Origin of the sequence: Shimia sp. MIT1388 (genome assembly GCF_047124445.1) — a bacterium.
Lineage (GTDB): Bacteria > Pseudomonadota > Alphaproteobacteria > Rhodobacterales > Rhodobacteraceae > Shimia.
The window spans coordinates 3,908,964-3,923,958 of the sequence record NZ_CP138921.1 but is presented as its reverse complement, the minus strand read 5'-3'; the positions used below and the strand labels follow the sequence as shown (position 1 = coordinate 3,923,958).

Annotated in this window: 12 protein-coding genes; 8 read left to right on the top strand and 4 right to left on the bottom strand. The window is 59.9% G+C overall.

Annotated elements, in window-relative coordinates; all coding sequences use genetic code 11:
• The first annotated feature begins 12 nt into the window (after nt 1-12).
• The 5 genes from SIB92_RS19315 to SIB92_RS19295 all read left to right on the top strand — a co-directional run bounded on the left by SIB92_RS19315 (nt 13) and on the right by SIB92_RS19295 (nt 5,170).
• Complete coding sequence (locus tag SIB92_RS19315) at nt 13-1,209, top strand: toxic anion resistance protein (protein WP_412553545.1); 1,197 nt, start codon at nt 13-15, stop codon at nt 1,207-1,209.
• Nucleotides 1,206-2,126, top strand: coding sequence for a DUF2927 domain-containing protein (locus SIB92_RS19310; protein ID WP_412553544.1), 921 nt, complete (start codon nt 1,206-1,208; stop codon nt 2,124-2,126). The genes SIB92_RS19315 and SIB92_RS19310 overlap by 4 nt, the downstream gene beginning before the upstream one ends.
• Before the next feature lie 36 nt (nt 2,127-2,162).
• Nucleotides 2,163-3,302: an SPFH domain-containing protein gene (locus SIB92_RS19305; protein WP_412553543.1), complete on the top strand. Its 1,140-nt coding sequence runs from the start codon at nt 2,163-2,165 to the stop codon at nt 3,300-3,302.
• Nucleotides 3,303-3,373: 71 nt separating this feature from the next.
• Nucleotides 3,374-4,480 carry a TFIIB-type zinc finger domain-containing protein gene (locus SIB92_RS19300; RefSeq protein ID WP_412553542.1) on the top strand — a complete coding sequence of 369 codons (1,107 nt, stop codon included), beginning with the start codon at nt 3,374-3,376 and terminating at the stop codon, nt 4,478-4,480.
• A gap of 18 nt (nt 4,481-4,498) precedes the next feature.
• Nucleotides 4,499-5,170: a nitroreductase gene (locus SIB92_RS19295; RefSeq protein WP_412553541.1), complete on the top strand. Its 672-nt coding sequence runs from the start codon at nt 4,499-4,501 to the stop codon at nt 5,168-5,170.
• 6 nt (nt 5,171-5,176) lie between these two features.
• Here the strand turns inward: SIB92_RS19295 and SIB92_RS19290 are convergent, their stop codons facing one another.
• The 3 genes from SIB92_RS19290 to SIB92_RS19280 form a co-directional block, all read right to left on the bottom strand.
• Nucleotides 5,177-6,247, bottom strand: coding sequence for a DUF2235 domain-containing protein (locus tag SIB92_RS19290; protein WP_412553540.1), 1,071 nt, complete (start codon nt 6,245-6,247; stop codon nt 5,177-5,179).
• Nucleotides 6,222-8,519 (bottom strand): xanthine dehydrogenase family protein molybdopterin-binding subunit, encoded by a 2,298-nt coding sequence (locus SIB92_RS19285; RefSeq protein ID WP_412553539.1) that lies wholly within the window; start codon nt 8,517-8,519, stop codon nt 6,222-6,224. The genes SIB92_RS19290 and SIB92_RS19285 overlap by 26 nt, the downstream gene beginning before the upstream one ends.
• Nucleotides 8,520-8,596: 77 nt before the next feature.
• Nucleotides 8,597-9,727, bottom strand: a complete 1,131-nt coding sequence (locus tag SIB92_RS19280; protein ID WP_412553538.1) for a type III PLP-dependent enzyme — start codon at nt 9,725-9,727, stop codon at nt 8,597-8,599.
• Nucleotides 9,728-9,834: 107 nt separating this feature from the next.
• Here SIB92_RS19280 and SIB92_RS19275 point away from each other — a divergent pair, with 107 nt between their 5' ends.
• From SIB92_RS19275 to SIB92_RS19265, 3 genes are all read left to right on the top strand, one after another.
• Nucleotides 9,835-10,272, top strand: coding sequence for an Lrp/AsnC family transcriptional regulator (locus SIB92_RS19275; protein ID WP_294117832.1), 438 nt, complete (start codon nt 9,835-9,837; stop codon nt 10,270-10,272).
• Between the two features lie 328 nt (nt 10,273-10,600).
• Nucleotides 10,601-13,717: a valine--tRNA ligase gene (locus SIB92_RS19270; RefSeq protein ID WP_412553537.1), complete on the top strand. Its 3,117-nt coding sequence runs from the start codon at nt 10,601-10,603 to the stop codon at nt 13,715-13,717.
• A gap of 39 nt (nt 13,718-13,756) precedes the next feature.
• Entirely contained in the window at nt 13,757-14,083 is a 327-nt protein-coding gene (locus tag SIB92_RS19265; protein WP_412553536.1) for a DnaJ family domain-containing protein, read from the top strand.
• Between the two features lie 15 nt (nt 14,084-14,098).
• Here SIB92_RS19265 and SIB92_RS19260 read toward each other — a convergent pair whose 3' ends face one another.
• Nucleotides 14,099-14,890 carry a crotonase/enoyl-CoA hydratase family protein gene (locus SIB92_RS19260; protein ID WP_412553535.1) on the bottom strand — a complete coding sequence of 264 codons (792 nt, stop codon included), beginning with the start codon at nt 14,888-14,890 and terminating at the stop codon, nt 14,099-14,101.
• Nucleotides 14,891-14,995 lie beyond the last annotated feature (105 nt).

Here is a 14,995-nt window from a genome sequence, read left to right as displayed (position 1 = left end):
GGGTGGATTTAAATGTCTGAGATCGTAAAACAAAAAGCCGAAGCCGCTTTGGCGGAAATCACCGAAGCCACCGTTGCCTTGCCCGAACCGGTGGAGGCCAACGCCATTGTGCCGTTGGCCGAAGCAAACGCGCCCGTCTCTGCGGAAATCACCAAGCGCATGGCTGAGCTGGACATGAGCAACACCAACTCGATCGTGTCTTTTGGCTCCGCTGCACAGGCCGAATTGCAGACCATCTCTCAAGCGATGCTACAAGACGTCCGTAACAAAGACGTTGGCCCAGCAGGCGACAGCCTGCGCGACATCGTCACCACCATTCGCGGCTTCTCCGTGTCTGAGCTGGACGTCCGCCGCGAGCGCAGCTTCTGGGAAAAGCTGATCGGCCGCGCCGCGCCTTTTGCCAAGTTCACCGCCCGTTTTGAGGAAGTGCAGGACCAGATCGACAAGATCACCGACAACCTGCTGAACCACGAGCACACCCTGCTCAAGGACATCAAATCGCTGGACGTGCTCTACGAAAAGACCCTCGCCTTCTACGACGAACTGGCGCTCTACATCGCGGCAGGCGAAGCCAAGATTGCCGAGCTGGATGCCAACGACATTCCAGCCAAAGAAGCTGAAGTGGCCGCAGCCGATGAAAACGCTCAGGTGATGAAGGCGCAGGAATTGCGTGACCTGCGCGCCGCACGAGACGATCTGGAACGCCGCGTGCACGATCTGAAATTGACTCGCCAGGTCACCATGCAATCCCTGCCGTCGATCCGCCTCGTGCAGGAAAACGACAAATCTCTGGTCACCAAGATCAACTCCACGCTGGTCAACACCGTGCCCCTCTGGGAAACCCAACTGGCGCAAGCCGTGACCATTCAGCGCTCTGCGGAGGCTGCCTCTGCCGTGCGGGAAGCCAACGACCTCACCAACGAGCTGTTGACCGCCAACGCCAAAAACCTGCGCGAAACCAACAAGGTGGTGCGCACCGAAATGGAACGCGGCGTGTTTGACATCGAGGCCGTGAAAACCGCCAACGCAGAGCTGATCGCCACCATCAACGAGTCGCTGCAAATCGCCGACGAAGGCAAAGCCAAACGTGCGGCCGCCGAAGACGACATGAAAAAGATGGAAGCCGAATTGCGCGACACGCTGGCAGCCGCCAAGGCGCGCAAGGATGGCCTGGGCGATACCACCGCGACCGCCGTGCCCACCGCGTGAAACGGCTTGCGGGCATAGGCCTTGGGCTGCTGACAACTTTGGCAGCCTGCGTGAACACCGGCGGCGTCACCGCGCCACCGGTTGTCGCCCCCACGCCTGCGCCCCCGTCCGAGGCCAGCGCGGCCCTGCGCAGCTATTACAGCAGCGTTCAGGCGGATCTGCTGACGCGCGGGTTGCTGCGCACCGATGGCGGCGGCCCGGACACGCCGTTCACCCCGGACATGCTGGCCCGCAACTTTGAGCGCATCGCCTTTTATGACGAATACAGCAACACCGGCGGGCTGGAGCGCTCCTCCGGCCAAGCCGGCCAGCTGCGCCGTTGGAATGGACCTGTCAAAGTGAACGTCGAGTTTGGCCCGTCTGTACCGGAAAGCCAACGCGCCACGGACCGCGCCACAGTGGCCGCCTATGTGCCCCGTCTGGCCAACGCCACCGGACACCAGATCCGACAGACGACCAACAAACCCAACTTCCACGTGCTGGTGATGGGCGCAGATGACCGTGACACCGTGCAATCGCGTCTGGACACTCTGCTGCCCAACGCCTCTCCCAAAACCCGCGCGTTATTCGCCAATCCACCACGCAACATCTATTGCTTTGTGGTCGCTTTGGCATCGGACAGCAATCCCAACGCCTACACCTCCGCCGTTGCCCTGGTACGCGCAGAACACCCTGATCTTCTGCGCAAATCCTGCTTCCACGAGGAAATCGCGCAAGGTTTGGGATTGGCAAATGACAGCCCCGCAGCCCGCCCGTCGATCTTCAACGATGACGAAGAGTTTGCGCTGCTCACCACGCATGACGAAAAACTGCTCTCCATGCTCTACGATGACCGTCTTGGCGTCGGTATGAGCGTGGACGAGGCCCGCCCCATTGTTTACATTCTGGCCCGCGAGCAAACCGCACAGAATTTCTGAGCGCTACCGCGACCAGCCTTTTGAAAGGACCACTTCATGGGTATTTTTGATTTCCTCACTGGCGAATTTATTGACGTCATTCATTGGGTTGATGACACCCGCGACACGCTGGTGTTCCGCTTTGAGCGTGAAGGCCACGAGATCAAATACGGTGCCAAGCTGACCGTGCGCGAGGGGCAAGCAGCGGTGTTTGTGCACGAGGGCCAGCTGGCCGATGTCTTCACCCCCGGTCTCTACATGTTGGAAACCAACAACATGCCGGTGATGACCACGCTCCAACACTGGGACCACGGTTTCAAAAGCCCGTTCAAATCCGAAATCTACTTCGTCAACACCACGCGATTTGCTGATCTGAAATGGGGCACCAAAAACCCCATTATGGTGCGTGATCCGGAATTTGGCCCTGTGCGCCTGCGCGCCTATGGCACCTACGCCATCCGCGTGGTCGACCCCGCCCGCTTCCTGACGGAGATCGTTGGGACGGACGGCGAATTCACCATGGATGAGATCTCCTTCCAGATCCGCAACATCATCGTGCAGGAGTTTTCCCGCGTGGTCGCAGGCTCCGGCATTCCGGTTCTGGACATGGCCGCCAACACCGCCGATCTGGGCAAGCTGGTCGCTGCCGAAATCTCCGGAACCATCGCCGAATACGGCCTCGCGATCCCAGAGCTCTACATTGAGAACATCTCCCTGCCGCCCGCGGTTGAGGCCGCGATGGACAAACGCACCTCGATGGGCATTGTCGGCGATCTGGGCAAATACACACAGTTCTCCGCCGCCGAAGCCATGACCGCCGCCGCGCAAACGCCAAACTCCGGCATGGGCGCTGGCATGGGCATGGGTATGGGCATGGCAATGGCCCAACAGATGGCGCAAACCGGCCCATGGGGGGCGCAACCTGCCGCCCAAGCACCGCAAGCTTCTCCCGCGCCTCAAGCCGCCGCCGCGCCGCCGCCCCCACCACCGGTCGAACACGTGTGGCACATTGCCGAAAACGGCCAAACCAAAGGACCGTTCTCCAAAGCCGCGCTCGGCCGCATGGCCACCGCTGGGGAGATCACCCGGGAAACACACGTCTGGACCGCTGGTCAGGACGGTTGGAAACACGCCGAAGACGTCGCCGAACTGGCCCAGCTCTTCACCATCCTGCCGCCACCGCCCCCTGGCGCATAAAACCTTGGCCCCGGCTTGCTAGCCGGGGCTCCGCCAATTTCTTCCAAGCCATTTCAAAGCAAGCAGATTTCATGTCAGCCACGCCGCCCCCCGCGCCCAAAGAGACCACCCGTTTCCCCTGCGCCCAATGCGGTGCCGACTACCGCTTTGCCCCCAACGAAGGCAAACTGATCTGCGATCACTGCGGTCACGAAGAACCCACCGAACAAGGTGATCGTCAGGCTGCGATTGCCGAGCTGGATTTCAAAGCAGCATTGACCGAGCAACTCCCGGCCGCCGAAATGGTCGAGGCCCGCACTACCTCCTGCCCCAATTGCGCCGCGCATGTTGTGTTTGAGGGCGACACGCACGCCACCGAATGTCCGTTCTGCGCCACCCCCGTCGTGGTCGACACAGGCACGCATCGCCTGATCAAGCCGCGTGCTGTCCTGCCTTTTCAGATCGCAGAGAAAGTCGCGCATCAGTCCATGAATGACTGGCTGGGCAAACTCTGGTTCGCCCCCAACGGCTTGCAAGAATACGCCAAAAAGGGCCGCAAAATGGACGGCATCTATGTCCCCTATTGGACCTACGATGCCGATACCAAATCCTCCTACAGGGGCGAACGCGGCACCATCTACTACGTCACCGAAACCGTCATGGTCGACGGTAAACGCGAGCAACGGCAGGTACAGAAAATCCGCTGGTCCCCGGCCTCTGGCAGCGTCGCGCGCTGGTTTGACGATATCCTTGTGTTGGGCTCCAAAGCCCTGCCAAAGAAATATACTGACAACTTGCAACCGTGGGATCTCTCTGCCCTAGAGCCCTACACGCCAGAGTTCCTCGCGGGCTTTCAGGCCGAGGGCTATTCCATCGACCTCGAAGAGGGCTACGACGAGGCCCGAGATCACATGGACCGTGTGATCCGCCGCGACGTGGCCTTTGACATCGGCGGAGACCGCCAACGCATCCACAACATCTCCACCTCCGTCAGCGACGTCACGTTCAAGCATATCCTGCTGCCGGTCTGGATGGCCGCCTACAAGTACCGTGGCAAGTCCTACCGCTTTGTTGTGAATGGACAAACCGGCCGCGTCCAAGGCGAGCGCCCCTACTCCAAGTGGAAGATCGCCTTTGCCGTGCTCCTCGCCGCTATTGCAGCCGGCGTTATTGGCTATATCATCGCCCAAAACCAATAAGAGTTGGGGAAATTCGCGATGTCTCACCACGCTGCATTGCAAGAACTTCTACACGCCCGTCACTCCTGCCGGGCATTTAAATCAGATGCCGTACCGCGTGAGGTGATTTCCCAGATCCTCCTGGATGCAGGCCGCGCCCCCTCCTGGTGCAACGCACAACCGTGGAAAGTGATTGTCGCCTCAGGCCCCCAAACCGAAGCCTTTCGCGATGCCATGGCGCAAGCCTTTGACGCAGGCGCTCCCGCGCCCGACTACCCGTTTCCAGACACCTACACCGGTGCGCATCTCAAACGCCGCCGCACTTGTGGGTTCCAGCTTTACGAAGCTGTTGGCATCGGTCGAGGCGACCGCGAGGGCCGCGCCCGTCAAATGCGGGAGAACTACACGCTGTTTGGCGCACCGCATGTCGCCGTGATCACCTGTCCCAAAGAACTCGGCCCCTACGGCGTGCTCGATTGCGGCGGTTTCATAACCGCATTCTGCCTCTCCGCCAAAGCGCAAGGCATCGGCACCGTGCCCCAAGCCGCACTCTCTCTCTACTCGGACGTGGTCCGCAAACACTTCGACATCCCCGAAGACCGCAACGTCCTTGCCGCCATCTCCTTTGGCTATCCAGATGACGCCGCCGCCATCAACACATTCCGCACAGACCGCGCAGAGCTGGACGAGTTTGTCGACTGGCGCGATTAAGCCACGCTAAGTCTGCTGCAACAGCTGCCCTTTGATGTCGCCAGCCGTCACATAGGGCAGTGCGGTTGGATGAATGCTCTCTGACCGATCAGCCCCCACAACGCGCGGTGCCCGAAACAAAAAGTACTTGCCGAGCGCGCGCCAAGTGCCCACCATGGGCGCATCTGGATCGGTCTCGTAGCGGTCCCGCCAGTCTTCTGGCAAGCGCACGCCACACATCTCCAGCCGTTCCAGCATCCAGATCAGTGGGATATTGGCCAGCGGCCGAGCGGCATGGAACCCCACCAATTGCCCGCCCACATCACTGTGCGCCCCACGGAACCAGACCTGCTCCACACGGCCGTCCCAATCATCCGGGCAGCGCCACAACTCCGGTTCGAACACCTGCCGCGTCTCATCCAACGCCAAGGCATGAAACCCATGCCGCACCACGGGCGCAAGTTGATGGTTGTGGAACGCGTGACGCCGCTCTGTGATGCGCCACAACACCGGCACACGTGCGCCCAGCGCTTTCACCGTGTCCCACACACCAATCATCTCGATCTCTGTGTGCTCATAACAATGCGCTGCCGCAAACGCGCTTGCAGCCGCGCTATCCGGCGTTAGTTCATAGTGCCGGTATGCCGTGCGGATATTGCGCTCCGTGGCACATTCCGCGCGCAACAGCCCGACGCGGTCAATCACCCCGGCCAACGAGCGCACGGCAAAAGCACCGCGCGAATAGCCCATCAGGATGATCTTATCACCGGGCCGGTACCGACTTGCCAAATAGCCATAAGCCCGCCGGATCTGCCGATTGATCCCGCGCCCCATCATCACGTCCAGCGTCTGACGCCAGGACCGCCATTGCACGCCTGCCTCGTAGTAGACGGACACCTCCGCGCCGATCTCTCGTAACAACAGGTAGGTCTGCCCAGCATTGGTCTCCTGCCCTGGCGCAAGCGAGGACATGGTGCCATCCAGAATAATCACATGCGTGACCGCCCCTCGGCGCGGCCCCGCCGGGGTATGACTGCTGGTGAACTTGCCAGTCAGCCACTCTGATATGCGTCTAGCCAGCCGTATGTTTGGCCTCATTCAACATCTGCCACACGCGATGCGGCGTGAACGGCATGTCCGCTTGGCGCACACCCGCCTCCCAAAGCGCATCCTGGACCGCATTGGCTGCTGCCGCCATGGCACCCACGGTCCCCGCCTCGCCGCAGCCCTTCATGCCCATAATGTTAGCCGTCGACGGCACCGCCTCGGTGGTGAAGCCAATCATCGGAACATCACTGGCGCGCGGCATGGCATAATCCATGAAGGTCGCGGTCAAAAGCTGGCCATCGTCGTCAAACACCACATGTTCCATCAACGCCTGACCAATACCCTGCGCCACACCACCATGCACCTGCCCCTCTGCGAGCATCGGGTTGATCAGATTACCAAAATCATCCACCACGGTGTATTTCTCCAACGAAACCTGTCCGGTCTCCGGGTCCACTTCAACCTCTGCCAGATGCGCCCCGTTGGGGAAGCTGCGCGCTGGCAAAGTGGTGCGCTCTTCATGCACCATCAAATCTGTCCGCCCATCCGCGCGCGCCATCTCGGCGGCTTCAAGGAAGGTAGGATGTAAGTTAGAGCCTTCCGCCCGGAATTGCTCATCATCAAAGCTCACATCCGCGGCATCCACGCCCATCTTCTCAGCAATATACGGCGTAAAGGCTTTAATCATCGTTTCCACGGTCGCCAAAGTCGCGGTGTTCTGCACCGTCACAGAGCGCGAGCCACCGGTGCCGCCACCTTGCTTAATGCGATCACTGTCACCTTGCACCACCTCAATCATCTCGGTGGGAATGCCGGTCTGGTCACTCAGGAACTGCGCGTAAACCGTCTCATGTCCCTGCCCGTTGGACTGCGTGCCCACATAAATCGAAACGGTGCCATCATCATTGAACTCCACCCGCGCGCTTTCGCTTGGGTCGCCCAAAATACTCTCGATGTAGTAACACAGACCAGCGCCGCGCAGTTTGCCAGCCTTCGCGCTCTCGGCTTTGCGCGCGGCAAACCCGGCCACATCGCCAAACTCCTCCACGCGGCTCAACACCCGGTCAAAATCGCCTACGTCATAGGTCTCATTTGTCGCCGACTTGTACGGAAACGCCTCCGTCGGAATGAAGTTCCGCCGCCGCAACTCATAGCCACTTACGCCCAGCTCACGCGCCGCACGATCCATCAGGCGTTCCAGAACATAAATCGCCTCCGGCCGCCCGGCCCCGCGATAGGCATCCACCGGTGTGGTGTTTGTGTAGATCCCGTCCACCTGCAACCAAGTGGTCTGCACGTCATAGACGCCCATCAATACGCGGCTGAACAACTGCGTCTGGATCGCCTGGGCAAACTGCGAGTTATACGCCCCCATATTCGCGACAGATTTCACGCGATACGCCGTGGCTTTCAGGTTCTCGTCAAACGCCAATTCCGCCAACGACACCAGATCGCGCCCCGCGTTGTCTGACAACATCGACTCCGTGCGATCCGCAATCCACCGCACTGGTTTGCCAAGCATCTTGGCCGCATAAGCCACAATCAGCGGCTCCTGATAGATCATCGCCTTCATGCCAAAGCCGCCGCCGGTGTCCGGGTTGGTCACACGCACGTCGTCTTCGTTCGTCTTAAGAACACGCGCGACTTGCCCTTTGGTACCCCAGACGCCCTGGCCATTGCTGGCGACGTGCAACCGGCTACCGTCCCACTCGGCATAGGCGCCACGCGGCTCCATCGCGTTTACAATCACGCGGTTGTCGCCAACCTCCAGGCTCACCACATGCGCCGCCGCCTCAAAAGCCGCGTCGGTTGCTGCTTCATCGCCAAGCCCCCAATCAAACGCAAGGTTCCCCGGCGCTTCGCCATGCAGCTGCTCACCGCCGCGCGCCAAGGCCAAATGCGCGTCCAGATCATCATAATCGAACATGATCATCTCGGCCGCGTCCCGCGCCTGCTCCATGCTCTCTGCCACGATCACGGCAATCGGCTCACCCACATAGCGCACCCGCTCTGCAGCGAGCAGCGGACGTTCCGGCTTGGCCCCTTTGCTGCCATCGCGATTGTCCACCTGTGTGCCGGGCAAATTGGCCTCAAGCCCCGCCGCCAGCAAATCCGCCTGCGTCAGAACACAGGCTACACCATCCACTTCGCGCGCATCCGACACGTCCAGCTCAGTTACAACGCCATGTGCTACCGGAGAGCGCAAAAAATAGGCATGCAGCGCATTCTTGGGCGCAATGTCGTCCACGTATTGGCCTTTGCCGGTCAAAAACCGCGTGTCTTCAACCCGTTTGACCGGCTGGCTTTTCCCAAACTTATCCATCGCTGCTGGCTCCCCTGCGCGTCGCTACGAAGAGGAACTCTATCGTGCAATCCGGACGTGTCCAGAGCCCGTTGGCCTTACAACGTCGCGACAGTTACCATTTCTTGCAGACCGTAGCCGTTGAACCCGGTGGACAATGACGACGAGTAAGCGCCCATCGCTTTGATCATCACAAAATCACCTTCCCCAATCTGCGCTGGCAAGGCCACTGGGTCGGGCAGCCGATCAAGACTGTCGCAGGTTGGCCCGTAGACCACCTTACGCGCCATCTCCCCTGCCACAACGGCCCCATCAGGCCGCAGCACGGAAATCCGGTCTGGCACCCCGATATCGCGCAATTCCGTCAGCGCGCCATAAATCCCGTCATTCAGAAAAACGGCCGTGCCCCGCACGGTCTTCACCCGCACCACCAAAGTAAACGCCTCGGCGACCATCGCCCGCCCCGGCTCACAAACCAGCGCTGGTGCTTCCTCACCAAATGCCCGCGCGGTCTCCGCCGCGATGCGATCAAAGATCGCCTCCAAGTCCGGCGCAGGACCACTGCGATGCGCTGCAAAGCCGCCACCAACATTCAGACGTTTGAGCGTCACACCCGCCCGCCGCGCCACATCTGCTGCCTCAACGATATACACCGCCCAAGCCTGTGGATCGGCACACTGCGTACCGGGATGGAAGGTCAAAGAGGTCTCAAACCCCATCTCCCGCGCCTGCTGTAACAAGGCCACCGCCTGATCCGGGTCCGCGCCAAACTTCTCACCAAAGTCATAAGCCGCCCCGGCCACCGGCAACCGCAGTCGCACCGCAATCTCCGTGCCTTCGCGCGGCACATCCGCCAATTTCTGCAACTCGCGCGGACAATCCACCGACCAACTGGCAATCCCATGCCCAACCGCCTCGGTGATCTCCGCCACAGACCGCACCGGGTTGTGATAATGCAGCACCGCATCCGGCGCCACACGCCGCACCCGCGCCATCTCCAACGGTGACGCCACATCAAAGGCCGTCAGCCCGGCGTTCACCAAATTGGACAGCACCGCCTCATGGTCATTGGCCTTCACCGCATAGGTCACCAGACCGGCAAACCCGTCAATGAACCGCCGCGCCGTGGCTTGCAGCACCTCAGGGGCAAAATACAAAACCGGCGCGTCCGGCGAAAACTTCGTCAGATGCCAAGATGGGGACGGCCAAAGGGCCGGATCATTGCGCATTTCCTACCTCAATCCTGTTTTTTATCAGCTTGAGGGATTTCCCTGTCGATTCCACGCGGCACTCTGGTAAAAATGCAGGAAAGACTCGGCATATAGACGGCAATACCATGCAACTTGACGAAACCGACACGCAGCTCCTGGCCCTGCTCAGCGAGAACGCCCGCGCGCCAGTGGCCACTTTGGCCCGTAAACTGGGCCTGGCGCGTACCACAGTGCAGGCCCGCATCGACCGTCTGGAAACCTCCGGAGCCATCGCAGGCTACACGCTGCGCCTTGGAGATGCCGCCCGCCCAAGACTGCGCGCCACTGCGCTGCTTTCGATCGAATTGCGCAGTGGGCCAACCGTGCTCGATCGCCTCAAGTCCCTGCCTGCCGTGGAAAGCGTACACACCTGCTCCGGACGGTTTGACCTGATTGTGCAACTCGCTGCGGACAGCACTTCAGAGCTGGACGACACTCTGGACAATATTGGCGAGGCCAAAGGTGTGAAAAGTTCAGAAAGCCTGATCCACCTCTCCACCAAACTGGATCGCCCACGCGGGTAAACGCCGCGCGAAACACCGCTCAAAACGTCTCACAATTTGGGAACTTCCGGGGGGGGAGATGGAATGCGTGCCGTTCTGGCACGCAGGATGTACATCTCATCGCCTTCTAGCGTGGAGGCGTCGTGCGCCACACCCCGCTTATGCCGCGCCAAGTCTTAACAGAACCTTAACAAAGCAGATCTTTTTTGAATTTTTCCAACTTGAGCGAAAAAATTCAGGTTTTTTCCACCTTGCTAAACAATCTCTTCCCGCTTCCCCTTTGTTTCCGCATTCGATAGAGACAACTCCGATTGATAACGGGCGCGAACCGACACAAGGGATCACACCAATGGCGATGGAAAAGACCTTCAACGCAGCAGAGGCCGAAGGCCGCCTCTACGACGCATGGGAAAAAGCCGGCTGCTTCACCGCAGGCGCAAATGCAAAACCGGGTGCCTCCACCTACTGCATCATGATTCCACCGCCCAACGTCACCGGCGTTCTGCACATGGGCCACGCCTTCAACAACACGCTGCAGGACATCCTGATCCGCTGGAAACGCATGCAGGGGTTTGACACCCTCTGGCAGCCAGGCACTGACCACGCGGGCATCGCCACCCAAATGGTCGTGGAGCGCAAGCTGGCCGAAACCCAACAGCCGTCGCGCGCCGAATTGGGCCGCGAGAAGTTCCTTGAAAAGGTCTGGGAGTGGAAAGGTGAGTCCGGCGGCACCATTGTGAACCAGCTCAAACGCCTCGGTGCCTCCTGTGATTGGGACCGCGAAGCTTTCACCATGTCCGGTGCCCCCGGCGCACCCGAAGATGTGGCTGGCGGCAACTTCCACGACGCCGTGCTGAAAGTCTTTGTTGAGATGTACAACAAGGGCCTGATCTATCGCGGCAAACGCCTCGTAAACTGGGACCCGCATTTTGAAACCGCGATCTCCGATCTCGAAGTAGAAAACATCGAAGTTGCGGGCCACATGTGGCACTTCAAATACCCGCTCGCCGGCGGCGCGACCTACACCTATGTCGAGAAAGACGAAGACGGCAACGTCATCCTCGAAGAAGAGCGCGACTACATCTCCATCGCCACCACCCGGCCGGAAACCATGCTGGGCGACGGCGCGGTGGCGGTGCACCCCTCCGATGAACGGTATGCCCCCATCGTGGGCCAGCTTTGTGAGATCCCGGTGGGTCCAAAAGAACACCGCCGCCTGATCCCGATCATCACCGACGAATACCCGGACAAGGACTTTGGCTCCGGCGCGGTGAAAATCACCGGCGCGCACGACTTCAACGACTATCAGGTCGCCAAGCGCGGTGGCATCCCAATGTACCGCCTGATGGACACCAAGGGCGCCATGCGTGCGGATGGCGACAGCTACGACGCCGCCGCCACCATCGCCATGGCTGTGGCCAAAGGCGAGCGCACCCTGACGGAAAACGAAGCGGATGGCGTAAACCTCGTACCGGACGACCTGCGCGGTCTGGACCGGTTTGAGGCGCGCAAGCTGGTGGTGGAGCAAATCACCTCCGAAGGTCTCGCGGTGATGACCACAGAGACCATGACGGTGAAAGACGACGAGGGCAACGCGTCTGAGATCACCGAGACGGTGCCTTACGTCGAAAACAAGCCGATCATGCAGCCATTTGGCGACCGCTCCAAAGTGGTCATCGAGCCGATGTTGACCGACCAGTGGTTTGTGGACGCCGAAAAGGTGGTTGGCCCGGCACTCGACGCCGTGCGCAACGGCGATGTGAAAATCCTGCCGGAAAGCGGCGAGAAAACTTATTACCACTGGCTAGACAATATCGAACCCTGGTGTATCTCCCGCCAGCTTTGGTGGGGGCACCAGATCCCGGTTTGGTATGGGATCGATTGCCTATTTGACGATGGCCAGTTCGGGCTCAAAGGGGGCGGAAGCGCTCCCAGAACAGGCAACCTGAGGGAAGTGCGTTGCTGCCGATCTAGCTTTTCGGATACAGTACGTTACTTCTCCGCAGAAGCCTCGAAAATGTTCATTGGTAAGACAATCAATGTTTTGGAAGTCGGGAGCTGGGATGACGCAATAGATATTTTGAGCCGGCAGGATTATACCGCTGACGAAATTCTTTACCCGGTCTGGCGCGACCCAGACGTGCTCGACACATGGTTCTCGTCCGGCTTGTGGCCCATCGGCACCCTCGGCTGGCCCGACCAAACGCCGGAGCTGGAAAAATACTTCCCGACCTCCACGCTGGTCACCGGTCAGGACATTCTGTTCTTCTGGGTTGCTCGCATGATGATGATGCAACTGGCTGTGGTGGATCAGATCCCGTTTGACACCGTATACCTGCATGGCCTCGTGCGCGACGCCAAGGGCAAGAAGATGTCCAAGTCCACCGGCAACGTGATGGACCCGCTGGAGATCATCGACGAATACGGCGCCGACGCGCTGCGCTTCTCATCGGCCGCCATGGCCGCTCTGGGTGGTGTGCTGAAACTCGACATGCAGCGTATCGCGGGCTACCGCAACTTCGGCACCAAGCTCTGGAACGCCGCGCGGTTTGCCGAGATGAACGGCGTGTTTGAGGACGATGTGGTGGTCAGTTCCGCACTGTCGCAAAACAGACGCGATACCGACGTAAAACAGACCGCCAATTTGTGGATCATCGGCGAGACCGCCAAGGTCCGCGAAGAGGTCGATGCCGCGCTCGAAAGCTTCCGCTTCAACGACGCCGCCAACGCGCTTTACGCCTTTGTCTGGGGTAAGGTTTGCGACTGGTACGTGGAGTTCTCCAAGCCGCTGTTCAACTCCGACGACGCCGCCGCCGTGGCCGAAACCAAAGCCACCATGCGCTGGGTCATCGACCAGTGTCTGCTGCTCCTGCACCCCATCATGCCTTTCATCACCGAAGAGCTTTGGGGCGAGTTGGGCGACCGCGCAAAAATGCTGGTGCACGCCGATTGGCCAACCTATCAAGCCGCTGATTTTGTGGACGAAAAAGCCGACCGGGAGATGAACTGGGTGATCTCCGTGATCGACCAAATTCGCTCTGTGCGCGCGCAAATGCGCGTCAATGCAGGCGCCAAAATCGACGTCGTGGTCAGCCAGATCACCAGCGAGAACCGCGAAGCGTTTAAGCGCAATGAAGCCCTGATCTTCAAGATCGCACGTGTGGTGTCTCTAGAAGAGGTCGAGACCTTCCCCAAAGGCACCGCCACCGTAGCGGTTGACGGCGCAACCTTTGGCCTGCCGCTGGCGGACATCATCGACATCGACGCCGAAAAAGCGCGCCTTGAGAAAGGCTTAGGTAAATTGGCCAAAGAACTCGGCGGCTTGCGCGGACGTCTCAACAACCCCAAATTCGTCGCCTCCGCGCCGGATGAGGTTGTGGCAGAAGCCAAAGAAAACCTTGCCGCCCGCGAGGAAGAAGAGGCCAAGATCAAAGCGGCGCTCGCGAAACTCGCTGAGCTGGACTAATCCGCTTGCAAACAAATGCATCATGCCCATATTGGGGGCATGATGCGCTCCTTTCGAAACCTCATCGAACGTCAGATCAAAAAGGCCGAATCCGAAGGCCAACTGACCGGTCTTGCCGGCGAAGGCAAACCCCTCCCCAAACGCCACGACATGGAAGACCCGGCCACCGCAGTGGGCCATTCCATCATGGCCCGCGCCGGCGTTTTGCCACGCGAGTTCAAACTCAAAGAACAGCTTGAGGCCGCCAAACGCGACTGGCAACAAGCCACTGATCCAGATGAGAAAAAACGCCTTATGGCGCAGATCGCCAAGTTGGAACTCGACTACAATGTCGAGCGCGAGGCCTACCGCAAGTTCTTGAAGTAGGCCTCAACCATAGCCCTATTTGAACACCGGCTTTCGCTTCTGAATATTGGCCGCAATTACTTCCATCTGATGCGGCTTGCCAATCAAATCCGCCTGCGCCCGGCTCTCTTCCAGCAGCACCGCGTCCACATCTTCCATATGCTCTTCCGCAAATCCGATCAGCGCCTTGGCCGCCTGCACCGCAGTCGGGCTCTTGCCTGCAATCTCTTCTGCCAGAGCCATCGCCGCCGCCAATGGGTCTTCGGCAATTTCGGTGATCAGCCCCCAGGCCAACGCCTGCTCCGCCTCAACCGGCGCCGCCGTATAGGTCAACCGCCGCAGCACATCCGAGCGCACCAGATGCGGCAACAAGGTCATCCCGCCCATATCCGGGATCAGCCCCCATTTCATCTCCATGATCGCCATCTTGGTGTCCGGCGCGGCAAAGCGAATGTCTGCACCCAACGCCAGTTGACAACCGCCACCAAAGGCAACGCCCTGCAACGCCGCAATCACCGGCACTTTCAGCTTGCGCCACACCATGGCCACCTGCTGTGCGTCGTTTGCATTGCCATGTGTACGCGGCATAATCCGCGCCACCGGGTCCTGCCCCGCCAAGGCCGCAAAACTCATCACATCCAGCCCGGCGCAGAAGGATTTGCCTTCGCCAGAGAGCACCACCACGCGTACGTCATCGTTGTCCATCAGGCCTTCACCAGCTTCGATGATGCCATCAAACATCGCCTGATCCAGCGCGTTCATCTTGTCACCACGGGTCAGCCGCACATGGGCGATGTGGTCTTTGATCTCTACCGATACACGGGCCATAACAGCCTCCTCACAGATGGGTTTTCTTGATCCTACACTCCGTGCCCCGCCACAGGAAATCCACCCTGACGTGAGGGCATTTGCTCTTGTGCCGCCCCCGTCCTT

What these genes read in the sequence shown, in the direction of transcription:
- SIB92_RS19315 (WP_412553545.1), top strand. Translation starts at nt 13, where the DNA reads ATGTCTGAGATCGTAAAACAAAAAGCCGAAGCCGCTTTGGCGGAAATC.
- SIB92_RS19305 (WP_412553543.1), top strand. Translation starts at nt 2,163, where the DNA reads ATGGGTATTTTTGATTTCCTCACTGGCGAATTTATTGACGTCATTCAT.
- SIB92_RS19300 (WP_412553542.1), top strand. Translation starts at nt 3,374, where the DNA reads ATGTCAGCCACGCCGCCCCCCGCGCCCAAAGAGACCACCCGTTTCCCC.
- SIB92_RS19295 (WP_412553541.1), top strand. Translation starts at nt 4,499, where the DNA reads ATGTCTCACCACGCTGCATTGCAAGAACTTCTACACGCCCGTCACTCC.
- SIB92_RS19290 (WP_412553540.1), bottom strand. Translation starts at nt 6,247, where the DNA reads ATGAGGCCAAACATACGGCTGGCTAGACGCATATCAGAGTGGCTGACT.
- SIB92_RS19285 (WP_412553539.1), bottom strand. Translation starts at nt 8,519, where the DNA reads ATGGATAAGTTTGGGAAAAGCCAGCCGGTCAAACGGGTTGAAGACACG.
- SIB92_RS19280 (WP_412553538.1), bottom strand. Translation starts at nt 9,727, where the DNA reads ATGCGCAATGATCCGGCCCTTTGGCCGTCCCCATCTTGGCATCTGACG.
- SIB92_RS19275 (WP_294117832.1), top strand. Translation starts at nt 9,835, where the DNA reads ATGCAACTTGACGAAACCGACACGCAGCTCCTGGCCCTGCTCAGCGAG.
- SIB92_RS19270 (WP_412553537.1), top strand. Translation starts at nt 10,601, where the DNA reads ATGGCGATGGAAAAGACCTTCAACGCAGCAGAGGCCGAAGGCCGCCTC.
- SIB92_RS19265 (WP_412553536.1), top strand. Translation starts at nt 13,757, where the DNA reads ATGATGCGCTCCTTTCGAAACCTCATCGAACGTCAGATCAAAAAGGCC.
- SIB92_RS19260 (WP_412553535.1), bottom strand. Translation starts at nt 14,890, where the DNA reads ATGGCCCGTGTATCGGTAGAGATCAAAGACCACATCGCCCATGTGCGG.